The sequence below is a fragment of the Thermomonas beijingensis genome, assembly GCF_020034655.1.
GTDB classification, from domain to species: Bacteria; Pseudomonadota; Gammaproteobacteria; order Xanthomonadales; family Xanthomonadaceae; genus Thermomonas; species Thermomonas beijingensis.
Window position 1 is genome coordinate 127,383 of sequence record NZ_JAIQDJ010000003.1, and the last position, 23,476, is coordinate 150,858.

General features: G+C 62.6%; 18 protein-coding genes. 11 read left to right on the forward strand and 7 right to left on the reverse strand.

The features are described from left to right. Positions 1 to 4: 4 nt before the first annotated feature. From K7B09_RS08600 to K7B09_RS08610, 3 genes are all read right to left on the reverse strand, one after another. Entirely contained in the window at positions 5 to 754 is a 750-nt protein-coding gene (locus tag K7B09_RS08600) for an MlaE family lipid ABC transporter permease subunit (RefSeq protein ID WP_223629046.1), read from the reverse strand. After that, positions 754 to 1,560, reverse strand: coding sequence for an ATP-binding cassette domain-containing protein (locus tag K7B09_RS08605; protein WP_223629047.1), 807 nt, complete (start codon positions 1,558 to 1,560; stop codon positions 754 to 756). The genes K7B09_RS08600 and K7B09_RS08605 overlap by 1 nt, the downstream gene beginning before the upstream one ends. A 182-nt stretch (positions 1,561 to 1,742) precedes the next feature. Next, the gene (locus K7B09_RS08610; RefSeq protein WP_425507851.1) at positions 1,743 to 3,632 is read right to left on the reverse strand and encodes a chloride channel protein; all 1,890 of its coding nucleotides are present in this window, start codon (positions 3,630 to 3,632) and stop codon (positions 1,743 to 1,745) included. A 145-nt stretch (positions 3,633 to 3,777) separates the two neighbouring features. Here K7B09_RS08610 and K7B09_RS08615 point away from each other — a divergent pair, with 145 nt between their 5' ends. After that, positions 3,778 to 5,403 carry an acyl-CoA dehydrogenase family protein gene (locus K7B09_RS08615; protein ID WP_223629048.1) on the forward strand — a complete coding sequence of 542 codons (1,626 nt, stop codon included), beginning with the start codon at positions 3,778 to 3,780 and terminating at the stop codon, positions 5,401 to 5,403. 1 nt (position 5,404) lies between these two features. Here the strand turns inward: K7B09_RS08615 and scpC are convergent, their stop codons facing one another. Continuing rightward, positions 5,405 to 6,931 (reverse strand): succinyl-CoA:acetate CoA-transferase ScpC, encoded by a 1,527-nt coding sequence (gene scpC, locus K7B09_RS08620; protein WP_223629049.1) that lies wholly within the window; start codon positions 6,929 to 6,931, stop codon positions 5,405 to 5,407. A 176-nt stretch (positions 6,932 to 7,107) separates the two neighbouring features. Here scpC and K7B09_RS08625 point away from each other — a divergent pair, with 176 nt between their 5' ends. From K7B09_RS08625 to K7B09_RS08645, 5 genes are all read left to right on the forward strand, one after another. After that, positions 7,108 to 7,323 carry a hypothetical protein gene (locus K7B09_RS08625; protein WP_223629050.1) on the forward strand — a complete coding sequence of 72 codons (216 nt, stop codon included), beginning with the start codon at positions 7,108 to 7,110 and terminating at the stop codon, positions 7,321 to 7,323. A 52-nt stretch (positions 7,324 to 7,375) separates the two neighbouring features. Beyond that, positions 7,376 to 7,972 carry a GTP cyclohydrolase I FolE gene (gene folE / locus K7B09_RS08630; RefSeq protein WP_223629051.1) on the forward strand — a complete coding sequence of 199 codons (597 nt, stop codon included), beginning with the start codon at positions 7,376 to 7,378 and terminating at the stop codon, positions 7,970 to 7,972. A gap of 60 nt (positions 7,973 to 8,032) precedes the next feature. Then, positions 8,033 to 8,620 (forward strand): DUF2239 family protein, encoded by a 588-nt coding sequence (locus tag K7B09_RS08635; RefSeq protein WP_223629052.1) that lies wholly within the window; start codon positions 8,033 to 8,035, stop codon positions 8,618 to 8,620. A gap of 117 nt (positions 8,621 to 8,737) precedes the next feature. After that, entirely contained in the window at positions 8,738 to 9,979 is a 1,242-nt protein-coding gene (locus tag K7B09_RS08640) for a TCR/Tet family MFS transporter (RefSeq protein ID WP_223629066.1), read from the forward strand. A gap of 89 nt (positions 9,980 to 10,068) precedes the next feature. Further along, positions 10,069 to 11,973, forward strand: coding sequence for a M61 family metallopeptidase (locus K7B09_RS08645; RefSeq protein ID WP_223629053.1), 1,905 nt, complete (start codon positions 10,069 to 10,071; stop codon positions 11,971 to 11,973). A gap of 95 nt (positions 11,974 to 12,068) precedes the next feature. Here K7B09_RS08645 and K7B09_RS08650 read toward each other — a convergent pair whose 3' ends face one another. The 3 genes from K7B09_RS08650 to K7B09_RS08660 all read right to left on the reverse strand — a co-directional run bounded on the left by K7B09_RS08650 (position 12,069) and on the right by K7B09_RS08660 (position 18,415). Further along, positions 12,069 to 14,384, reverse strand: coding sequence for a beta-N-acetylhexosaminidase (locus K7B09_RS08650; RefSeq protein ID WP_223629054.1), 2,316 nt, complete (start codon positions 14,382 to 14,384; stop codon positions 12,069 to 12,071). Between the two features lie 101 nt (positions 14,385 to 14,485). Further along, positions 14,486 to 17,254, reverse strand: coding sequence for a TonB-dependent receptor (locus K7B09_RS08655; protein WP_223629055.1), 2,769 nt, complete (start codon positions 17,252 to 17,254; stop codon positions 14,486 to 14,488). Positions 17,255 to 17,317: 63 nt separating this feature from the next. Continuing rightward, the gene (locus K7B09_RS08660; protein ID WP_223629056.1) at positions 17,318 to 18,415 is read right to left on the reverse strand and encodes a glucokinase; all 1,098 of its coding nucleotides are present in this window, start codon (positions 18,413 to 18,415) and stop codon (positions 17,318 to 17,320) included. Between the two features lie 310 nt (positions 18,416 to 18,725). On the opposite strand from K7B09_RS08660, the gene K7B09_RS08665 reads away from it, so the two are divergent. From K7B09_RS08665 to K7B09_RS08685, 5 genes are all read left to right on the forward strand, one after another. Continuing rightward, positions 18,726 to 19,997 carry a sugar MFS transporter gene (locus tag K7B09_RS08665; protein ID WP_223629057.1) on the forward strand — a complete coding sequence of 424 codons (1,272 nt, stop codon included), beginning with the start codon at positions 18,726 to 18,728 and terminating at the stop codon, positions 19,995 to 19,997. A 9-nt stretch (positions 19,998 to 20,006) separates the two neighbouring features. Further along, positions 20,007 to 21,038 (forward strand): LacI family DNA-binding transcriptional regulator, encoded by a 1,032-nt coding sequence (locus tag K7B09_RS08670; protein WP_223629058.1) that lies wholly within the window; start codon positions 20,007 to 20,009, stop codon positions 21,036 to 21,038. Positions 21,039 to 21,066: 28 nt separating this feature from the next. After that, positions 21,067 to 22,101, forward strand: a complete 1,035-nt coding sequence (locus K7B09_RS08675; protein ID WP_223629059.1) for an SIS domain-containing protein — start codon at positions 21,067 to 21,069, stop codon at positions 22,099 to 22,101. After that, entirely contained in the window at positions 22,098 to 23,231 is a 1,134-nt protein-coding gene (nagA, locus tag K7B09_RS08680; protein ID WP_223629060.1) for an N-acetylglucosamine-6-phosphate deacetylase, read from the forward strand. Before K7B09_RS08675 ends, nagA begins: the two co-directional genes overlap by 4 nt. A 142-nt stretch (positions 23,232 to 23,373) precedes the next feature. After that, positions 23,374 to 23,476 (forward strand): helix-turn-helix domain-containing protein (locus tag K7B09_RS08685; RefSeq protein WP_223629067.1); only part of this gene is annotated, 103 nt, incomplete at its 3' end.

Genomic DNA, 23,476 nt, shown 5'->3' on the forward strand with positions numbered 1-23,476 from the left:
TTCCTTAATTGAACAACAGGGCCGACATCACGAAGTTGAGCATCAGCACCAGCAGCGAGGCGTTCACCACCGCGCGGGTGGTGGCCACCGAGGTGCCCTCGATGGTGGGTTCGGCGTGGAAGCCTGCATACGCGGCCACCAGTGCCGAGGTGCCACCGAATACCGCCGACTTCAGCAACGCCACGCCGAAGTCATCCCACGCGTCCACGCTGTGTTGCAGCGCCGACCAGAACGTGCCGTTGTCGAGGCCCAGTATGCGCACCGCTTCAAACCAGCTGGCTGCGATCGCCAGTGAACAGAAGAAGCCGGTCAGCAGGGGTACGCACAAAATTGCCGCCCAAAAGCGCGGTGCGACTGCCTTTGCCAGCGGGTCGATGGCCATCAGCTCCAGCGCCTTGATCTGGTCGGTGGCACGCATCAGGCCAAGTTCGGCGGCGATCGAACTGCCGGCGCGGCCGATGAACAGCAGCGCGGTCAGCACCGGACCCAGTTCGCGATACAGCGACAGCCCGAGCAGCGTGGACAGCGCATCGGCGGCACCAAACGTGGCCAGCGTGCGGTAGCCCTGCAAGGTCAGCACCAGCCCGACGAAGGCGCCGCCCACCACGATGATTGGCAGCGAGCGCGCGCCCACCTTGTAGATTTCCTTCACCAGTTCGGCGAACAAATCCGCAGTGGGTTTGGACGCGCGCAACACTGACAGCGCAAACAGGCCGGCGCGCCCCAACGAACGCATGGAAGCAGCGAAAGCCATCAGGCGGCATCCCGCGCCATCGGCGCAGCTGCGAAGCCTGCGCCCTCGAAACTGAGGGGGCCCTCGGCATCGCCATTGAGGAACTGACGCAGCAGCGGATCATCGCTGGCCTGCAATGCTTGTGGCGTGCCGGCAAACGCGATGCCGCCGTTCGCAATCACCACCGCTTGATCGCAGACCGGCAGGGTTTCATGGACGTGGTGGCTGATCACGATGCAGGTCAGCCCCAGCGTTTGGTTGAGTCGGCGCAGCAGTTGCATGATCACGCTGCTGGCGATGGGATCCAGTCCGGTCAGTGGTTCGTCGCACAGCAGCAGCGGCGGATCCAGTGCCAGCGCCCGCGCCAGTGCGGCGCGGCGGGCCATGCCGCCGGACAGTTCACGTGGATACAAGTTGGCGGCGGCGCGCAAGCCTACCGCATCGAGTTTGGCCGCCACGATGCGTGCAATCTCCACGTCCGTCCGGCGTGTATGCGCATGCAATGGCAGCGCCACGTTTTCGGTCACGGTCAGGTCGGTCAGCAGGCCGTTGCCTTGCAGCAGTACGCCCAGCCGCTTGCGCATCTCCAGCAGCCCACCCGGGGTTCGCGGCACTTCTTCCCCGAAGACCTCGATACGGCCTTCCGTCGGCACCAGTTCACCGGTGATCGCCGCCAGCAGGGTGGATTTGCCGGTGCCAGATGGCCCCAGCACGGCGGTCATGCTGCCTTGTGGAATGTCCAAGTCCAGCCCACGCAGGATGGCGCGTCCACCGCGATCAAGGCGGACCGATGACAAACGCACGGCGGTGGCGGGAGAAACAGACATGCGATGACTAACGTGAGAAGTGGCGCGCGTGGATGCAGGGCTGTATAGCTTGCTTGGCGCTGGCTGAACAAGGGGCAAGCAATTGAACTAACGAGTGCAGGAATTATCGCGCATTCGCTCTGCAATGTGCATCGGCAAACATCTTCCGCGTGGAACGCTGCGTGTTGCGTGCAGCGACACCATCAACGCCAACGGCGTTTCAAACGCTCGCGTATGCGGATGTGGCGGCCGGACTCGTGTGCTTCCTTCAAGCGACGGCTATGCGCGGCCAACAGGTCGCCACGGGTCAGGATGCCGAGCAAGCCGTGCGGCGCTTGAGCGTCGACCACGACTACACGTCCGATGTTTTCGGCCACCATGTGGTCGGCCGCCTCGCGCAGCGAATGTTGCGCATGTACCACCACCGGTGCGCGCGTCAGCATTTCGCCAATGCGGCGCATGTTGGGATGCCCGGACGACAGCAAATCGCGCCGGGTAATCACACCGCGCACACGGCCGGCATCGTCGATGACCGGAAACCCTTGGTGTTGGTACTCGGCGCGGCCCGAGTGGAGCAGTGCGCGCACATCACCCAACGCATCGGCGGTGCGCAGCGAGATGACGTTGCGTGTACAGGCATCGCCCACCGCGACTTGTTCAAGGAAATCGGCGGCATAGTCACTGGGCACACGCACGCCGCGCCGTGCAATCTTCTCGGTCATGATGGTATTGCGCATCAGCAATGCCGAGATCAGATACGCGGCGGTGCAACCGCCCAACAGCGGCAACAAACCATGCGCCTGCTGGGTGGTTTCAAACGCGAATACCACCGAGGTCAACAGCGCACGTGAAGCCCCGGCAAAGATCGCGGCCATACCCACCAGACCGGCAATCCGTGGGTCAATGCCCAACTGCGGTGCCAGCGCCACCATCGCAACGCCAGCCAATGCACCCAGCGCGCCACCGATGGTGAACAGCGGTGCCAAGGTGCCGCCGGAGGTGCCGCTGCCCAGCGCGATCGACCACGAAATGAACTTCATCACGCACAGGAACGCCAACGCGCCCGCCGCCAAGTGCCCGGCCACGATGTCTTCGATATTGCTGTAGCCCACCCCCAGCGTGCGCGGCGCAAAGTAGCCCACCACGCCCACTGCAATGCCGCCGATCGCCGGCCACCACATCCAGTGGATCGGCAAGCGTTCAAAGCCGTCTTCGATGGCGTACAGCACGCGCGTGACGCCCACGCTGACCAGCCCAATCGCCGCGCCCAACAGCACATACATCGCCAGTGCCGCCAAGCCCGGTTCGGCCACCGCCGGCATCGCAAACACCGGTGCACTGCCCACCGTGGCATAGCGCACACCGGCGGCTGCCACCGTGGCCAGCGCTACCGGCACCAGCGAGCGTGCGCGCAATTCGAACAACAACAACTCCACCGCCAACACCACGGCGGCCAGCGGCGAACCAAAGATCGCAGTCATGCCACCGGCGGCACCGGCGGCCAGCAGTACTTTGCGTTCATGGCCTGTCACATGCAGCACTTGGCCGATGAACGAGCCGAGTGCACCACCAGTCGCGATGATCGGGCCTTCGGCACCAAATGGCCCGCCAGTGCCGATGGCGACCGCCGACGAGATCGGTTTGAGGAAGGTGATCCGCGGCGGAATCCTGGATTCATTGAGCAGCACCTGTTCCATCGCCTCGGGGATGCCGTGGCCACGAATCGCACGCGACCCCCAGCGCGCCATCAGCCCCACGATCACACCGCCCAGTACCGGCACCACGATCACCCAAGCGCCCAAGTTGTGGTCGGCTGGTGACACCGCCTGCAGCGACCACCGCCCGAGAAACGCGAGGTTGGTCACCAGTGCAATCAGCGCCACCAATACCCGCGCAATCAACGCTGCGCCGCCGCCAAGCACGATGGCCAAAGCGCAGATCCACAGCACGCGCGGCTCGATCAAGCTGGCCCGGCGCGGCATGCGTGCGGCTTCCAGACTCACCCCCAGCCCGGGGGCCAGCGGCAGCGCTTGATTGGACGATTCCTCACGCAGCCGCGCGTGTTCGGGGTGCTCAGGGGGGGGTGATGTCATAGGGAAATGCGGGCAAAACAACGGGCGCCGAGGCTACACCCCGGACTGCCAAAATCAGGTGAAGATGCACGCTTCACGTGCGCAGTTGACCGCATTGCGGGCGTATTCTGCGGCAGTCATGCGTCATGCATCGGAGCACCACTGTATGCACACGGCTTTCGCCACCCACATTGTTGACAACCAGCCACCGCCGTTCGGCACGCATAATCTCTGGGACGACGATGCCGCGCTGCGCGAAGCCGTCTGCCGCGAAGGTGGCGAAGCGTTTTCCATCCGCCTTGCCGAGTATGGCGCACTCGCCGGTGGCCGTTTGTTGTACCTGGCTGACGATGCCCACCGCGATCGTCCGCGACTGCTCGCCTATGACGCCTATGGACGCAGGCAGGACCGGGTCGAATTTCATCCGGCCTATCACAAGGTCATGGGCGCCGCGATCCAGCACGGTGTCGCAGGATTGTCGTGGACGCAGCCTGGCCCCGGTGCGCACGTTGCGCGTGCGGCGCTCAGCTTTTTGCACTATCAAGCCGAACCCGGCAGTAGTTGCCCGCTGACCATGACCCACGCGGCGGTGCCGGTGTTGCAGCAAGTGCCTGCGCTGCGTGAATGGGCGGACAAAGCCGCCGCGCCGTACTACGACGCCCGCTGCGTGTCGATCACGCACAAGCAAGGCATCACCCTCGGCATGGGCATGACCGAAAAACAGGGCGGCAGCGACGTGCGCAGCAACAGCACGCGCGCCACGCCATTGGTGGCGGATGGCGAATACACGCTGATCGGGCATAAATGGTTTTTCTCGGCGCCGATGTCCGATGGGTTTCTGGTGTTGGCGCAGGCACCTGCGGGCGTGACCTGTTTCTTGCTGCCGCGCTGGCGACCCGACGGCCATGCCAATGCGCTTCGCATCTTGCGATTGAAAGACAAGCAAGGGGATTGGTCGAACGCCTCGAGTGAGGTCGAATTCGAAAACGCATGGGCCTTCCGCATCGGTGACGAAGGCCGCGGTGTCGCCACCATTCTGCAAATGGTGATGTTCACCCGTCTCGATTGCATGCTGGGTTCGGCGGGCTTGATGCGCATGGCCGTGCGTCGCGTGCTGCACCATATTGGCCACCGCAGCGCGTTTGGCAAACGCCTGATCGAACAACCATTGATGCGCAATGTAGTGGCAGATCTGGTGCTGGAATCCGAAGCTGCCACCGCCTTGGCATTGCGTGTGGCCGGTGCGGTGGATCGCGCCGCGCACGACCCGCATGCCGCCGCACTGGCGCGGGTGGCCACTGCCATCGGCAAATTCTGGGTGTGCAAACGCGCATCCACGGTCGCCGCTGAAGCGCAGGAATGTTGCGGCGGGATCGGCTATATCGAAGAATCGCAAATGCCCAGGCTGTTTCGGCAATCGCCGCTCAATGCGATCTGGGAAGGTTGCAGCAATATCCAATGCCTCGATGTGCTGCGTGCGTTGTCACGCGAGCCAGAAACCCTGCACGCACTGCGTAGCGAGTTGGAACAGGCGAAAGGCGTTGATGCGTATTTCGATGCCGCCTTCGCAACCGGTATGGCGATGCTGGCCGAACCGGTGGATCCAGCCGATGCACGCCGCCTCGTCGAACGCCTGGCATTGCTGCTGCAAGGCGCAACCCTGCTGCGTGCAAACAATCCGCTGGCCACCCACTGGTGCGTCAGCCGTTTGGCAGCAGCGCATTCGGCCAGCTTTGGCACGCTGGCATCCAAGGCCAGCATGGATGCGGCGCTGGCGCGGGGCGGTGCCTGAGTCACCGATTTGCGCTGGGCTGCATCGTCCCGGTCTGCAACCAGCGTTGGTGCCAGGACAGCGCTTCCGGCAGCAGGTGCGGGGTGTGTTTGGCGTAGCTGTCGCGGCAAGCGCGGTCAAAATAATCTTGCAGTCCATCGCGGTAATCCGGGTGTGCGCAATGGCTGATCACGGCACGCGCACGTTGCTTCGGTGACAGCCCGCGCAGGTCGGCCAAGCCTTGTTCGGTGACGATTACCGCCACGTCGTGCTCGGTGTGGTCCACGTGGCTGACCATCGGCACGATCGACGAAATGCTGCCGTGTTTGGCGGTGGACGTGCTGAGGAATACCGACAAGAAGCCATTGCGGGCGAAATCACCGGAGCCGCCGATGCCGTTCATGATCGAGCTGCCCATCACATGGGTGGAATTGATGTTGCCGTACAGGTCGGCTTCGAGCATCCCGTTCATGCCGATGCAGCCGAGGCGGCGCACCAGTTCCGGATGGTTGGAAATTTCCTGCGAGCGCAAGATTATGCGTGAACGATAAAACGCCAGATTGCGGCGGAACTCTTCGTTCGCCTCGGGGCTGAATGCAAATCCGGTACACGAGGCATAGCGCAGCACGCCGGATTTGAGCAGCTCCAGCATGCCGTCCTGGATCACTTCGGTGTATGCCTCCAGGCCGTGAAATCCGCTGCTGGCCAAGCCCGCCAGCACTGCATTGGGGATATTGCCCACACCCGATTGCAAGGGCAGCAAATTGGCTGGCAAGCGGCCGCGTGCCACTTCGTGTTTGAGGAAATCAATCAAGTGTCCGGCGATGCGCGCACTGTCGGCATCCACCGGGTTGAACGGGCTGTTGCGGTCGGGGGCATCGGTGAGTACCACCGCGGCAATTTTGTCGGGGTCGCAGCGCAAGGTGGTCTGGCCGATGCGGTCATCGCCATGCGCCATCGGGATCGGCAGGCGATGCGGTGGCAGTGCGGTGCCGTAGTAAATATCGTGCATGCCCAGCATTTCGACCGGCTGCCATTGGTTCACTTCGATGATGACTTTCTTGGCCAAGTCCAGCCATGTCTTGTTGTTGCCCACCGAGGTGGTGGGCACCAGCGCGCCGTCTTCAAGGATTGCAGAGACCTCGACCACGGCGGTATCGATCTCGTTGTAGAAGCCAAACCACACATGCTGCGCCACATGCGACAAATGGATGTCCAGATAATCCAGCTTGCCGGCATTGATCTGTTTGCGTGCGTTGGGGTCGCTCTGGAATGGCATGCGCATCGCCAAGCCATCCACCTGCGCCAGCGCGCCGTCCAATTCCGGCGCGGTGGACGCGCCAGTGAGCAACTGGATGCGAAAGGCCTCGCCGCGTGCATGCGTCTGCGCGATGTGCGCGGCCAGCGCCTGCGGCACGGCTTTGGGATAGCCGGAGCCGGTAAAGCCGCTCATCGCCACGGTTTCCCCCGGCTGGATCAAGGCGGCCGCGTGTGCGGCATCCACCACGCGCTGACGCAGCGTGGCATGGTGAATGCGGGAGTCGGGCATGGTGCTGCATCCAACAAGAAAACCAGCGCCATTATTGCGCGGCTACCCGGGGATGCGGGCCTGCCATTTCATCGCATCTATCCCTATTTCGTCGCAAAACACTTGCCGTGCCGGGTGCACGCTTGCATCGTGCAAAGCGCTGCATGTGCAGCGTTCCATAAAAACCAAGGACCACGATGAAGTTCCTGACCATCCTGCTGCTGTGGTGCCTGCTATGGGTGCTGTGCTGGCCGCTGGCGTTGCTTGCACTGGTGCTGTGGCCCTTCGTTTGGTTGCTGGCATTGCCGTTTCGGCTGGTGGGCATCACGTTTTCGGCGCTGTTCGCATTTCTGCGTGCGCTGCTGATGCTGCCGGCGCGTCTGCTGGGCGGGGCAAGACCGTTGACTGCCTGATCGGCATGCCGGCGCGCTACCATGCACGCCCCGCCGCGCCATTTGCACAGCCATGACCGACGACATCCGCAACAACATCAGCCGCCAACAGGCCGAAGCCGCGGTGCGCACGCTGCTGCAATGGGCCGGCGATGATCCCACCCGCGAGGGGCTGCTGGACACGCCACGACGGGTGGCCCGGGCCTACGAAGAATGGTTTGGCGGCTATACGCTGGATGCCGATGCCTACATGGCGCGCACCTTCGAGGAGGTGGGCGGCTACGACGAAATGGTGGTGCTGCGCGATATCGAGTACGAGAGCCATTGCGAGCACCACATGGCACCGATCATCGGCAAGGTGCATGTGGGCTATCTGCCGGCCGGCAAGGTGGTGGGCATCAGCAAGCTGGCGCGGGTGGTCGAGGCCTATGCCAAGCGTTTTCAGGTGCAGGAAAAAATGACCGCACAAATTGCCGACTGCATCCAGCGTGCGCTGCAACCACGCGGGGTGGGCGTGGTGGTGGTGGGTGCGCACGAATGCATGACCACCCGTGGCGTGCACAAGCGTGGGGTGAGTATGGTGACCAGCAAGATGCTGGGCAGCTTCCGCGAGGATGCGCGCACCCGCAGCGAGTTCTTGAAGCTGATCGAAATGCCCGGTGGGCGTTGATGGGGTTGCAGCTCTGATTTATCCGGGTAATAATAGACTCCGAATTCAGGAGTCTGCCCCGTGCTCAACCCATCCCTGCGCTGTACCGCATTTTCCGGCCCCAACCGCATCGCCACCGGCGAGCTGCGGCATGTGGCCTTGAAGGCCAAGCAGGCATTCGACCTGCACCCGCAACGACCGGTGCTGATTTTTGAAGATGCCAGCGGCGGGCAACTGGATCTGCCATTGGAACTGCCCGCCGCCGATCTGTTGCGGTTGGTCGCACAGCCGTTGCTGCGCCAGGCCGAACCCCCCGCGTCGCCGCGCAAACCGGGCCGGCCCAAACTGGGCGTGGTGGCGCGCGAAGTGACCTTGTTGCCGCGCCATTGGGATTGGCTGGCCGCACAACCGGGTGGTGCGTCGGTGGCTCTGCGCAAACTGGTGGAAGCGGCGCGCAAGGTGTTGTCCGCAGAGGATCAGCGCCGCGCCTCGCAAGAAGCTGCCTACCGCTTCATGCAGGTGATGGCCGGCAATGAAGCCGGTTTCGAAGACGCTGCCCGCGCCTTGTTCGCCGGCGATAACCACCGCTTTGAGGTGCTCATCCAGTCGTGGCCGGATGATGTGCGCGATCACGTCAGCTTACTTTCGGTGGATGCGTTTGCTGGGTAGGTGTGATGACACCGGAAATCGCCGGGCAATCGCTTAGTCATCGCCAACACATCGCCCCATGCATCGGACCCCCAATTGAACGCCATCCCCCACCTCGGCGCGCGCAAAGCCGCGCTGATGTTCATCTTCATCACCGTGTTGATCGACGTGCTGGCATTTGGCGTGATCATCCCGGTACTGCCGCATCTGGTGCAGCAATTCGTGGGTGGCGATCTGTCCACCGCCGCGTATTGGACCGGGTTGTTCAGCTTCACCTTTGCGTTGGTGCAGTTTTTCAGTGCGCCCATTCAAGGCGCGCTGTCTGACCGGTTCGGGCGGCGGCCGGTGATCTTGTTGTCGTGCTTGGGTTTGGGTGCCGATTTCGTGTTCATGGCACTGGCACCTTCACTGGCATGGCTATTTGTGGGGCGCTTGATCAGTGCCGTCACCGCCGCCAGTTTCACCACCGCCAATGCGTATATCGCCGATGTCAGTGCACCCGAGCAGCGCGCCAAAAGTTTCGGCATGATCGGCGCGGCGTTCGGGCTGGGCTTTATCGTGGGCCCGTTGATTGGCGGCGTGCTGGGCGATATCAACCATCGCCTGCCGTTCTGGTTTGCGGCGTGTTTGTCGTTGCTGAATTTCTGCTACGGCCTGTTTGTGCTGCCCGAATCGCTGCCGCCGGAAAAACGCTGCGCCAGGTTTGATTGGAAGCACGCCAAGCCGCTGGGCGGCGTGCAATTGCTGCGCGAAAACCCGCGCATCTGGGGGCTGGTGGCGGTAGTGTTCATTGCCAATTTCGCCCATTACGTCTATCCCAGTACCTTCGTGCTGTTTGCCGATGCCGCCTATGGCTGGAAGGAAAAACAGGCCGGCTATGTGCTGGCCTTGGTCGGCGTGCTCAGTGTCATCGTCAATGTCGGGCTGATTGGGCGGGTGGTCAAGGTCTTGGGCGAGCGCCGCGCCTTGCTATTGGGCTTGTGCTGCGGGGTCGCCGGCTTTCTGGTGTATGGCCTGGCTCCGGTGGGCTGGCTGTTTTTGATCGGGATGCCGATCAGCGCGCTCTGGGCCATCGCCGGGCCGGCCACGCAGGCGTTGATTACCCGGCAAGTCCCGGCCAATGCGCAGGGCCGCATCCAGGGCGCGATGAGCGGGTTGGTGTCGCTGGCCGGCGTTGTTGCGCCGCTGGTCTATACCGCTGCGTTCGGCTTTTTCATCGGCCCGCATACGCCTGTGCATTTACCCGGAATCGCCTTCCTGATCGCCTCGGCCCTGCTGGCAGTCGCGGTGTTCGTGGCTTGGCGGTTTACCGATCCGGCGCATTTGTCGGCTACCCCGCAACCGCGTGCAGAGACTGCGAAAGTGGAACCGACGGCCTGATTTGCAAGGAGTGGGCATGGCTTTCGGCAGGTGGGCGCGGGCGGGCGGGTCGGTACGATGCAAGCCCACCCTGCGTTCTGGAGTTGTCGATGAAGCACCGTTTGCTGGCCCTTGCCCTGTCGTCTGTATTGTTGGCTGGGGGCGCATATGCCCAAAGCGGCTCACCGAATATCCCCGCGCCGCAGGATGTGGCCTATCCCGGCACCATCAAATTGGAAGTGGATGCCAGCAACCTGAGCCAGCGCATCATCCGGGTCAAGGAAACCATCCCCGCGCAGGCCGGCCCGCTGACCCTGCTGTACCCCATGTGGGTGCCGGGTGGGCACACGCCGCGCAATGCGCTCGACAAGATCGCCGGCATCACTTTCAAGGCCAATGGCCAGACACTGGACTGGAAGCGCGACACACTGGACGTGGCCGCTTTCCATATCAACGTGCCGGCGGGGGCCACCGAGATCACCGCCGAGTTCGATTTCCTGACGCCCACCAGCGGTGCGCAGGGGCGGGTGGTGATGACGCCGAACATGCTGAATGTGCAGTTCCTGTCCACGGTGCTGTACCCGGCCGGGCATTACATGCATCAGATCATGATGGATCCGCACGTCACCTATCCGGCGGGTTGGACCGCGTTCACCGCGCTGGATGAAGCCGGCCGTAGCGGCGATACCGTGAACTACAAGGCGGTGCCGTTCGATATTTTGGTGGACTCGCCGGTGTACGCCGGCCGCTACACAAAGAACATCGACCTGACCCCGGTCGGCAGCACGGTGCCGGTGAAGTTGGGCGTGGTGGCGGATGCCGCCAAATATCTGGAAACCAAGCCCAAGCAGATCGAACAGCACAAGGCGATGGTCGAACAAGCGCTGAAGTTGTACGGCGCGCAGCATTACAACCACTACCAATTCCTGTTCTCGCTGTCCGAGCAGATGGGCGGCAACGGCCTGGAGCACCAGCGTTCCAGCGAGAACGGCGTCGGCACCGACTACTTCACCGGCTGGAACGAGAAGACCGGCTTCACCGACCTGCTGGCGCACGAGTACACCCACAGCTGGAACGGCAAGTACCGCCGCGGCAAGGACCTGTGGACGCCGAACTTCAACGTCTCCATGCAGGACAGCCTGCTGTGGGTCTACGAAGGCCAGACCCAGTACTGGGGCAACGTGCTGGCGGCGCGCAGCGGCATGCGCCCGCTGCCGGCGTCGATCGACGCGCTGGCGCTGCTGGCGGCCACCTACGCCGAGAACCGCCCGGGCCTGTCCTGGCGCAACATCCAGGACACCACCAACGACCCGATCATCGCCAGCCGGGCGCCGCGCGCGTACCGCAACTACCAGATGAGCGAGGACTACTACACCGGCGGCCAGATGATCTGGCTGGAGGCCGACGCGCTGATCCGCACCCGGACCGGCGGCAAGAAATCGCTGGATGATTTCGCCAAGGCCTTTTTCGGCGTCAACGACGGCGAGTGGGAACAGCAGAACACCTACACCTTCGAGGACGTGGTGGCCACGCTCAACGGCGTGATGCCGTACGACTGGGCGACCTTCCTGCGCGAGCGCCTGGACGGCAAGAAGGGCTTGACCGGCGGCATCGAGGCGGCGGGCTGGAAGCTGGTGTTCAAGGACACCCCGAGCGCCTACGCCAAGGCCAACGCGCGCTGGGGCGGCGCGGACTTCGTGTACTCGCTGGGCCTGAGCCTGGGCAAGGACGGCAGCATCGGCGACGTGCGCTGGGACAGCCCGGCATTCAACGCCGGTATCGGCACCGGCGCCACCGTGGTCGCGGTCAACGACCAGGCCTTCAGCACCGACGTGCTGGAGGAAGCGGTGAAGGCGAACACCGAGGGCAAGGCGCCGATCGTGCTGCTGGTGAAGGAGTTCGACCGCTACCGCACGGTCAAGCTCGACTACCGCGGCGGCCTGCGTTACCCGCACCTGGAGCGCATCCCCGGCAAGCCGGATTACCTGACGCCGATTTTGACCGCCAGGAAATAAGCCCGGCGGCCGCGAAGACCCAACAAGGCCCGCGCAAGCGGGCTTTGTTGCAACCCGAAACGAACCCTGAAGGAGGCCGAGGGCATCAAGCGTGCTTAATCGTCTCCGTCGCTTTTCAACGTGATCCGATCCAGCACCCACATCGCGGGGCGGGTATCGCCGGTAAACCACACGCAGATGTCGGTGCGGGCTGGCGGGTTGTGCAAGGGTGCGTGCAAGCTGACAAAGCCATCGGCATCGGGCTGGGCGGGCAGTGGCACGCTGGCCAGCAGCGGGCCGTCACAACCGGCGTGCAGTTCCAGCTCACCGTATTTGTTTTTTGCGGGCTTGAAGGTGCGGTGTGATTCGTCGCCGGCCAGTTGGAAGAAATACGGGATGCGTCCGGCGCGCACTTCAATCGTGTTGATGCCTGCCAACGTGGCCTGCCGCCATGACCAGCATGGGTTGAAAATATCGACGTTGAACACCGCACGCGGGCCAGTGCGCGGGCCGTCGTCTTCCAGCCGCAGCATCAATTGGCCGGTGCACATCGCCACCTCTTCATCGCTGCGGGTCAACAGCGATGCGCGGGTGAGTTGCAGAGTGGTGGCCGGCGCCAGTGCGTGCTGGTCGAAAAACAATTGCGCGCTGAGTGTGGTGGGCAGCGGCAGTTGCAGCGCGGCGAAGTACTGCGGCGCGCTGGCGCTGGGCGCGCTGCCGTCGGTGGTGTAGCGCAGGGTGTAGCCCAGTGGCGATTGCAGCGCGACCTGCGCGGTATTGGCTGTCGTACCCGGCTGGAGCTCTGACTGTGCCTGGAATGGCGTTTGCGCATAGGCGATGCCCGCGTGTTGCCAGCGCGGCAACATGGCCGGCAGGCGTTGCAGGAAGTTTGCGTAGTCGCGTGCTTGTGCGGGGGACCACGCCACTTCCGCCAAGGCGGCGATGCGTGGGAACAACGCATGCTGCACGCGCGCCATGCTGCGCATGTGCTCGGTCCACACGTTGGCCTGTACGCCCAGGATATGCGTGGCCTGCTTTGCGTTCAGCGCCTTGGGCACCGGTTCGAAGGCATACACCTGCGCCAGTGGAATGGTGGCGGGGCGGCCCGGCGGTTCATCGCTGGATGTGGTTTGCAGATAGTCCAGATACAACGTGTCCGCGGGCGTCATCACCACGTCGTGGCCTTGCTCGGCAGCGTCGATAGCGCCCTTGGTGCCGCGCCAGCTCATCACCGTGGCTGATGCCGGCAATTTGCCTTCCAGAATCTCATCCCAACCGATCATGCGTTTGCCGCGCGCAGCCAGTGTCTTCTCCAGCCGCGCCACCATCCAGGCTTGCAAGCCAGCTTCATTTTTCACACCTAATTGGCGTATGCGTGCCTGCATTCTGGGTGAAGCCTTCCATTGGTCTTTCACCGCTTCATCGCCACCGATATGGACAAACTTGCCGGGAAAAAGGGTGGCCACCTGGGTCAACACGTCGTCCAAAAACTGCATCGTGCTCGCATCGGCATTGAACAGGTTTTTGTTGACGCCCCATTCGTTGGAGACCGCGATCGGCGTGCCGGAGACGCCCAACTGTGGATAGGCGGAAATGGCCGCGGTGGCATGGCCGGGGATATCCACTTCCGGCACCACATCGATATGGCGAGACGCGGCATAGGCCACCACGTCGCGGATTTGTGCTTCGGTATAGAAGCCGCAATACGGCACCGGTGCGCCGGTGACGGCATCCACGCCGCCATCGCCGGCAGGCATGCGGCAGCTACCGACCGAGGTCAGCTTCGGCCAGCCCGGTACTGGCAAACGCCAGCCCTGGTCGTCGGTGAGGTGCCAATGAAAGGTGTCGAGTTTCAATTGCGCCATTGCATCGAGCAATTGCTTGATCTCATCGACACTCTGGAAATGCCGCGCCGAGTCCAACATCACGCCGCGCCAAGCAAAGCGCGGTGCGTCGTCGATATGCAAAGCCGGCAGGCGCACTGAAGTTGCCGCCGGATCGCCCGAGCTGAGCAATTGCGCCAGCGTCACCGCGCCGTAGTACAAGCCCTTGTCAGACCCTGCCCGCACGCGCACGCCAGCTGCATCCACATCCAGCATGTAGGCATCGGGTGATCCCCACGTGTGGCTGTGATCGAGGGCAAATGCAATCTTGCCTTGGCCGCTGCCGTCCTGGCTCAAATCCAGCGGCAATGGCCAGCCATCGCCCAGCATCGCTTGGAATTGAGCGCCTACTGCACGCTCCACTTCGCTATCGCCGGTGCGCACAGCGGTTTGTGCGGTCACCACAAAACTGCCTTGCAGTTGCACGATCTGCGCGGGCTGCGGGATCAGCTTGGGAATCACGCTGCCGGCATCGGCGGCACGTGTTGGCGCGGCGGCCAACAGGGCCAGTGCAAGCGCGGAGTTCAAGCAAGCGGTGCGGGTGGTCATGGTGGACTCCTTGCGGGATACAGCGAGTGTAGCGGGCAAAAAAAGGGGCCCGGGTTGCGGGCCCCGAAGGGAGGGTTACGCCAATGGAACAGGGAAAGCGATCAGAACTTGAAGCGGAAGTTCAGGTAGTACTGGCGGCCGTTCTGGTAGATGCCACGCGGCTGATCCTTGTTGTCGGCGTAGTAGCGCAGCTTTTCATTGGTCAGGTTCATGCCGTCCAGCGACACGCTGAAGTTGTCATTGAAGGTCCAGCCCACCGATGCGGATACCGATTGCGTGTTGTCTTGATTGAACGCCGAGCGCCGATCCAGCCCGTTGAAGAAATGCGAACGATAGTTGTAGGCGATGCGTGCATTCAAATGGCTGTTCTCGTAGTAGCCCACCAGGTTGAATACATTGCGTGATGCGCCCACCAAGGGCTTGCCATTGCTTTCTGCGGCATCGGTAAACGACACGTTGGCATTGATGCCGAAATTTTCACCAAGCGGCTGCTCCACCGCCAATTCCAAGCCCTTCACCGAGCCCTTGGTGTTGATCGGCGAGGTGACAAGGTAGTTGCCCATATAGCCATTCGGATGGGCTTGATCGAAGGTCAGAAATTGCTGCGTGCTCTGGCCTTGCCCGATGTAACTGCTCAAATCCATGTAGTACACGCTTGCCGAAAGCAGGGCACGTGGTGCGTAGTACCACTCCAGCGCAGCATCGAAATTGGTGGAGCGGATCGGACGCAGGTTGGGGTTGCTGGAGGAGCCGCCGCCGACGTCATTCGGACTGGCTGGGGGGGACAAGCTCAGGCCACCGGCAAGCGCCGAGTAATCCGGGCGTGCAATCGTCTTGGTCGCGGCCACACGCGCCACCAACGTGTCGCTGAGGTCAAACTTGAAGTTCAACGTGGGCAGTACGTCGGTGTAGTTGTTGCTGACCAGCTGCGGGGTGAAGTAGCCCCACGCGGTATTGATGGAACCGGTGGTCGAGGCGCTGCCGCCGGCCAAGTATTGCAGCACGTCCTGGCTGGTCTTGACCAGGCGCACGCCGATATTGCCGTTCCAGCGATCACCTTCCAGATTGAATTGGAGGTAGGCGGCCTTGGTCTTTTCCTTCAAGCCAAATTCATACACTGGATAGCGACGGCCTACGGGGTCGCGTGTGGTCAACTGGTTGTAGGCGTGCATATCGCTGGCGGAGTAGTACCAGACATTGCTTGGGAAGCTGCCGCCAAAGCCGCTGCCGAAGCCGCCCGGGTAGTTCTGGAACGTCGATGGGAAGTTGGCCCGATCCGCCGGCGAGCGCGTACCCACCGGACACCAGTTAGTCTGTGACCAGTCGAACCCGACCACATTGCCGCTGCTGTCGATGCACGCCGGTCCCTGTGCAATCACGTTTTCCGAGGACCGATCGTGATTGGTGAAACGCACACCAAATTCGAGTGAACTCAGCGCACCCTTGTCGACGAAATATTCGGCATCGATCTGGCCCCACTTGTCCTTGTCCACGATGTCGAGATTTTGCAGGCCGAAAATCCAGTCCAGCGCCAGATTGGGCTGCGGTGCAGCGGTGGATTCATTGAGCGAGAACGAGGCGGCATTCTTGATGCCGTTCAATCCCCACGATGCGCCGGTGCCACCCACGCGCCACTCCGCCACATCCTGCGTGGGTGTTTCGCCATGGCCGGTGGAGGTGCCCAGTTTGAAGTTGAGGCTCAACGCATCGCTGGCCTTCCAATCGGCATCCAGCGCCAGGTAGGTGGTGCTGGCCTTTTCATCCGGGCGCGCAATCATGTCGTACAGCCCGTATTGGGTACCTGCTGCACCCGGAATGGTGGCGCTTACCAAGGTGTTGTTGCGCACCACATAGCCGGCTGCCGGTGAAATGCCCGCACCGATGGTGCGCGGGTTGTACAGCAGATAATTGCGATTGTAGTTGGAGGCGTTGAGTTTGGAGACAAAGCCGGACAGGTCAATGCTGAAGTTGTCGGTGGGCTTGAATTGCACCTCCAGCAAACCACCACGGCGCTCGCGCTTTTGTTCGAACAGCGCCGCGCCAATCATGCGTGGATACCACACGCCATTGAGGTCGGGGTGGGCGTCAGCAACCGGCTTGGTGGGGTCGCCCGCTTTGTTTGAAATTTGGTCATAGCCCAATACTTCCACGCCGTCACGGCGCAGGCTGCGGTTTTCGTCGAACACCTGCAGCAAGATGCCAGCGGTGGAGGCGGCATTGCGATAGTTCAGCAGTGCGCTGAATTGTGAGTCGGTCTTGCCGGGCAGGTCGGAATACACGCCACCAATCGACACATTGCCGGTGAACTGTTTGGCAAATTCCACCGGTTGCCGGGTTTTGATATCCACCGTTCCGGTCACGCCACCTTCCTGCAATTTGGCTTGATAGGTTTTGTGCACAATCACTTGATTGACCAAGGTGGAAGGCAGCAGGGTGTAGCTCACGCTGCGACCGGCGTTATCGCTTTGATTGAGTACGAACCAGTCACCCGATGCCACCGAGTGTCCATTGATCTGGGTCAGCGTCAGGCTGGGGTTGGTGCCGCGCATCGACACCCGGTCGTTCTCGTCGAAACCGCCTTCGCTGGCACCTGCCGAGCTGATCGTCACACCGGGAAGACGTTGCAGGGAGTCGGCCACATTCTTGTCAGGCATTTTGCCGATGTCTTCGGCACTCACCACTTCGACATGCGCCTTTGCTTCACGCTTCACATCGAGTGATTTTTCCATCGCGCCACGGATGCCGGTGACCACCACCGCATCGAGGTCTTTGGCTTTCTGATCGGCCGGCTTGTCTTGTGCTGCGGCGATACCGGACACGCTCAGTGCGGCCACGATACTCAACGTCAATACGTTCTTGCGGACTTGCATGGTTGTCTCTCCAGGGCAGTGGTGGCACCAGATCCCGCTCTCCTTCGGGCCTGGTGCATTGGGTCAGTTGGTGGTGGCCGGTCTTGGTGTGGCCTGTTCTCGGTGATCGCGTGCGTGCAGGTGTTGCAGGTACCAGCTCGCCGCACCGAGTACGCCGAGCTTTTCGTTTTCTACCAAGCGCACCGGAATGCGCTCTTGCACGGCGCGCATGGCGCCCTTGTCCACCAGCCGGGCGTGAAATTCACTGCGCGGCAGAAAGTCGATGAGTTGCGGCACCACCCCGCCAGCCACATACACGCTGTGGGCGCTGGTGATCATGGCAAGATCCCCAATCACGCTGCCCAGCACGCCGCAGAACAGCAACACGGCTTCCAGTGCGAGGGCTTCGTCTTGCTGTGCGGCCTGCACGATCTGCGCCGGTGTTTGCAGGGTTGCCAGCGTGCCGTGCAGCTCGGCCAACCCGCGATACAGATTCACCAGCCCCGGCCCGGACAACAGCTGTTCGGTGCAGACATGGCGATGGCCCTGCTTGCGCAACCACGCCAGGATTTCCATCTCGCGAGCATTGCCCGGCGCGAAGGCCGCCATGCCGGCTTCGGTGGGCAGCACCACCACGCCGTGCCCGGTGGGGATGCACACCGCCGCACCCAGGCCGGTGCCCGCACCCACCACCAGTGCCGGGCCGATGGTGGTGGCAGCGATCACGCCCGGTGTGAGCAGGCGAGTGTCTGCTGCGCCCAAGCGGCCCACACCATGCGCGGCGGCAGCGAAATCATTGACCACGTGCAGTTCGCGCAGATGCAGGCTGTCGCGCAGCTCGGCCAGCTTGATCCGCCACGGCAGATTGGAGTTGATGACCTCGTCATCCAGCACCACCCCGGCGCTGGCAATCACCATGCAGTCGATGCCTTCACGCGCCGGATGGCCTTCCACGAACTCGGCCAGGATTGCCGCCAAGCTGGGGTAATCCGCGCAGGGATAGCGCTGCCAGGACAAGACCTGTAGTGCGCCATTGGCATCGGTGCGCACCAGCGAGACCCGCGCATTGGTGCCGCCCACATCGGCGGCAATAAAGCACGGCTGTGCGGGTGCAACGGCCCGCGTGGCGCACGCCATCGTCGCCATCATCCTGTCCCCTGCAATGCCTGCTGCCTCACCCATGCCCGTCTTCCCCTCGTGCTGGGTGTCGACTCTGCATGCAATTAGACAACGTTGTCAACAGGGCGCCATGAGATTTTCACAAAACCGCCGTATTCAGGAAAATATCCCCCATTCACATTTAAGAACAAGGTGATATGACTGCTTGGCGTGTGTGTGCGAGAGGCTTTCCGTGGCCTCTATGGATGTCGATCCGGGAAACGCATACCGCACAATCCTGGTGCTTGACTTGTCTCGCGCGTCAATTCATTGTCGGATAGGACAACCCTTGTCCACTGCTATCGTCCGCATTGCCCTCGGAGCGCCCGTCATCATGCCCACTGTGTCCACTGCGGTTCCCGTGCGAACCAACTACGGTGCAATTGCCATTGTTGGCGCGCTGTTTTTTATCTTCGGCTTTGTCACCTGGCTCAACGGGCCGCTGATTGCGTTCGCCAAGCTGGCGTTCAACGTCAATGACACGCTGGCCTTCTTGATCCCCAGCGCGTTCTACTTGTCGTACTTTTTCCTCGCGCTGCCGTCATCGGCCATCTTGCGCAAGACCGGCATGAAGCAGGGCATGGCGCTGGGCCTGTTTGTGATGGCGGTAGGTGCCTTCGTGTTTGGCCAATACACCACCGGTCGCGTGTATGCCGGTGCGGTGACGGGCGTCTTCATCATCGGTGCCGGGCTTGCGATTTTGCAGACCGCATCCAACCCCTACATCAGTATTTTGGGCCCGCTTGAAGGTGCCGCGCAGCGCATTGCGGTGATGGGGATCTGCAACAAGTTGGCGGGCATGGCGGCGCCGTTCGTCATCGGCACCCTGGTGATGCACGGCATGGGCGATCTCACCGCGCAAGTGGCCGGTGCCGATGCTGCCGGCAAAGAACAGTTGCTCAACGAATTTGCCGCGCGCGTGCATGACCCGTACATGGCATTGGCGGGTCTGTTGGCGCTGCTTGCGGTGGGGATTTTTTTCTCGCCATTGCCGGAGCTGCGCGCGGAAGATGTGAATTCGGAAACCGAAAGCACCTCCAGAAAATCCAGCATCTTCCAGTACCCGCATGTGTGGCTGGGTGCGCTGTGCATCTTCATGTATGTGGGCGCGGAAGTGATGGCCGGTGATGCCATCGGCACCTATGGCGCCGGCTTTGGCCTGTTGCCTGATCAAACCAAATTCTTCACCTCATTCACGTTGTTCGGCATGCTGCTGGGCTACGTGGTGGGCTTGCTGGTGATTCCACGCTTCGTTTCGCAGTCGCGCTATCTGGCGTTGTCCTCGCTGCTGGGCGTGGCGTTGACGATTGCGGCGTATGCCACCGCCGGCATGGCCTCGGTGGCCTGCGTGGCGGCACTGGGGTTTGCCAATGCGATGATGTGGCCGGCGATTTTCCCGCTGGCCATTCAAGGACTGGGGCGCTTTACCGAGCGCGGTTCGGCCTTGTTGATCATGGGTATTTCCGGCGGCGCGGTGATCCCGCAATTGTTCGTGCACCTGAAAGAAACCCTGCACTTCCAGCTGGTGTTCGCGCTGCTGATGGTGCCGTGCTACCTCTACATTCTGTATTTCGGCACACGTGGCCATAACGTGGGCCGGCGCTAAGGAATCATCGTGCGTAAATCCACCATCAAGGATGTTGCCGCGCGCGCACAGGTCTCGCTGAAGACCGTGTCGCGGGTGATCAACGACGAAACCGGCGTGCACGCGCGCACCCGCGAACGGGTGCGCAAGGCGATCGCCGAGCTGGCCTACCAACCCGATCCATCGGCACGCAGTCTGCGCAGCGCGCAGTCCTATGCCATCGGTTTGCTGTACGACAACCCCAATCCGTATTACGTGATTGCGATGCAAAACGGCGTGCTCTCGGTCTGCCGCGAAACCGGCTACGGCCTGCAGATCCACCCGTGCGATGCCACCTCACCCACGCTGGCCAACGAGATTGTGCAACTGGTGGCCAATGCGCGGCTGGCTGGCATCGTGCTGGCCCCGCCGATGTCGGAAAACCAGGCGCTGGTGGAGATCCTGGCGGCGCATGGCATTCGCCTGGTGCGGATTGTCTCTGCCGCCAAGGACCCGCAAGACGGCAGCGCTTGCATCTATGTGGATGACCGCGACGCCGCCTACGCCATCACCGAGCACTTGATTCAATTGGGCCATCAGCGCATCGGGTTTTTGTGGGGTGGAAAATCCCATGGCTCATCGTGGGAGCGCTACAACGGGTATGCCGATGCGCTGACCGATTACGGCATCGCTTTGGATGACGCACTGGTGGTGGAGGGCGATTATTCGTTCGACGACGGCTTCCGGGGTGCGCGCAAATTATTGGCGCTGGCGCAGCGGCCCACGGCGATCTTTGGCAGCAATGACGAAATCGCCGCCGGGGTATTGGCGGCGGCACGCGCCGGCGGGCTCAATGTGCCGTATGACCTGTCGATTGCCGGCTTCGAAGACAGCCCGTTCTCCAAACAGAGCTGGCCTGCCCTGACCACCGCCAAGCAGGCCACCGAAGACATCGGCCGGCTGGCTGCACGCCGCCTGCTGGCCGATATCCGCGAGCAAGCACTGACCGTGCAAGCCAATACCGGGATCAACCCGGAACTGGTGGTGCGCGGTTCCACCGCGCCGCCGCGTCCCAATTCCTGACCTCTTACCCCCCATCAAGCACACCCCCATGCCCGCCCCCGACAGTACCTGGATGTACACCGAGGCCGCCGAAGCGGCCACCGCCGTTGCCCGTCAATTTGCCGCCAATGCGGCCACCATCGACGCCTTGGTGGAACGCCTGCGCGCGCAGCCGCCGCGCTTCATCGTCACCTGCGCACGCGGCAGTTCCGACCACGCCGCCACCTATGGCAAATATCTGTTTGAAACCGCACTCGGCCTGGTAACGGCGTCGGCCTCGCCGTCGGTGGGCTCGGTGTATGCGGTGCAGCCGCACATGCAGGGCGCACTGTTTGTCGCCATCTCGCAATCGGGCAAAAGCCCGGACTTGCTGCGCAATGCGGAAATCGCCAAGGCCGGTGGTGCCACTGTGGTGGCGTTGGTGAACGTGGTGGATTCGCCGCTGGCGCAACTCGCCGACACCGTGCTGCCGCTGTATGCCGGCCCCGAAAACAGCGTGGCGGCGACCAAGAGTTACCTGTGCTCGCTGGCCGCATTGCTGCAATTGACCGCACGCTGGAGTGGCGATGCCAAACTGCTGGCTGCGGTCGATGCCCTGCCCGACGCGATGCGCGCCGCGTGGGCGCAAGATTGGTCGGAACTGGTCTCCGGTTTGCGCTTGGCACGGCAGATGTTTGTGCTGGGGCGCGGCCTGGGGCTGGCAGCCGCACAGGAAGCGGCACTGAAATTCAAGGAAACCTGCGGCCTGCATGCCGAAGCGTTTTCGTCGGCCGAAGTGAAGCACGGGCCGATGGCCATCGTGGGCCCGGATTTCCCGGTGCTGGCGTTCGCCCAGGACGATGATACCGGCGATAGCACCGCCGCCGTGGCGGCAGAATTTCGCAAGCGCGGTGCGCCGGTGTGGCTCGCCAGTAGCGGCGAAGCTGGCCCGGGTATCCTGCCGCTGCCGGTGTCCCCGCATCCCGCGCTCACGCCCATCCTCACCGTACAAGCGTTCTATGCGGTCGCCAACGCACTGTCACTGGCGCGCGGCTTTGACCCGGATGTCCCGCCGCATTTGAACAAAGTGACCGAAACCGTATGACCACGCAGGTCTTCCACAACGGCCATATCCTCACCGAACGCGGCTTTGAAACCGGTGTTTGTGTGGTGGTGGAAGACGGCCATATCGTTGCCGTACTGCATGGCCCGCCACCTGCCATTGGCGAGCATATCGACCTGCAGGGCGGCAGCTTGGTGCCCGGGTTTATCGACATGCAGGTCAATGGCGGTGGCGGCGTGTTGTTCAACAACGCCACCAGCGTCGAAGCACTGGCCACGATTGCACGCGGGCATCGCAAATATGGCACCACCGGCATGTTGCCGACCTTGATCAGTGACGATATCGACGTCATGCGGCGTGCAATTGACGCCACCCACGACGCCATCGCGCAAGGCGTGCCGGGTATTTTGGGCATCCATCTGGAAGGCCCGTATCTGGCCGCTGCGCGCAAAGGCACCCACAATGCAAGCAAGTTCCGGGTGCCGGATGCCGATGACATCGCGCTGGCCACCGCGCTGGATAATGGCGTCACCGTCATCACCTTGGCCCCCGAATGTGTGCCCACACACAGCGTGACTGCGATGGTGGAACGTGGTGCGATTGTGTGCGCCGGCCACACCGCCGCCGATTACGCGCAAACCCGCGCCGGGCTGGAGGCCGGCATCACCGGCTTCACCCATTTGTTCAACGCGATGACCCCGCTGCAAGGCCGCGAACCCGGCGTAGTGGGCGCAGCACTGGAGGATGCCAACAGCTGGGTGGGCGTGATTGTGGATGGCGTGCATGTGCACCCGGCCAGCCTGCGCGTGGCAATTGCGGCCAAGCCGCGCGGCAAAGTGCTGCTGGTGACCGATGCGATGCCGATGGTCGGCGGCAACGACGCCAGTTTTAATCTCTATGGCGAAACCATTACCGCAGTGGATGGCGTGGTGCGCAATGCCGCCGGCTCGCTGGCGGGCAGCGCACTGGACATGGCCAGTGCGGTACGCAATAGCGTGCACCTGCTGGGACTGCCCCTGGACGAAGCCTGCCGCATGGCCGCGCAATACCCAGCCGAATTTCTGGGCCTAGGCCACCGCCTTGGCCGCATTGCCACAGGCTACCGCGCAGACTTTGTGGTGCTAGATGCCAACCTCCACGTGCGGCATAGCTGGATTGGTGGCACCGAGTAAGCCCTATGTTGCAACGCTGGGGCAGGCCGTGTCCTCTAGGGGCAGATACCGGGCGAGTTCAACTCCGTAACGCAACACCAGCGGTGGTAAAGGGGTTCAGGCGGTTTAGCCTGAGCAACCTCACCGCCAAGTGGAGTTGCCCATGGCCGCAAGCCGCCTGAACCTGCACGAACGATATCGCATCCACGCCCTGCACGAAGCCTGTTTCAGCATCAGATCCATTGCCCTGATGCTGGAGCGTGCAC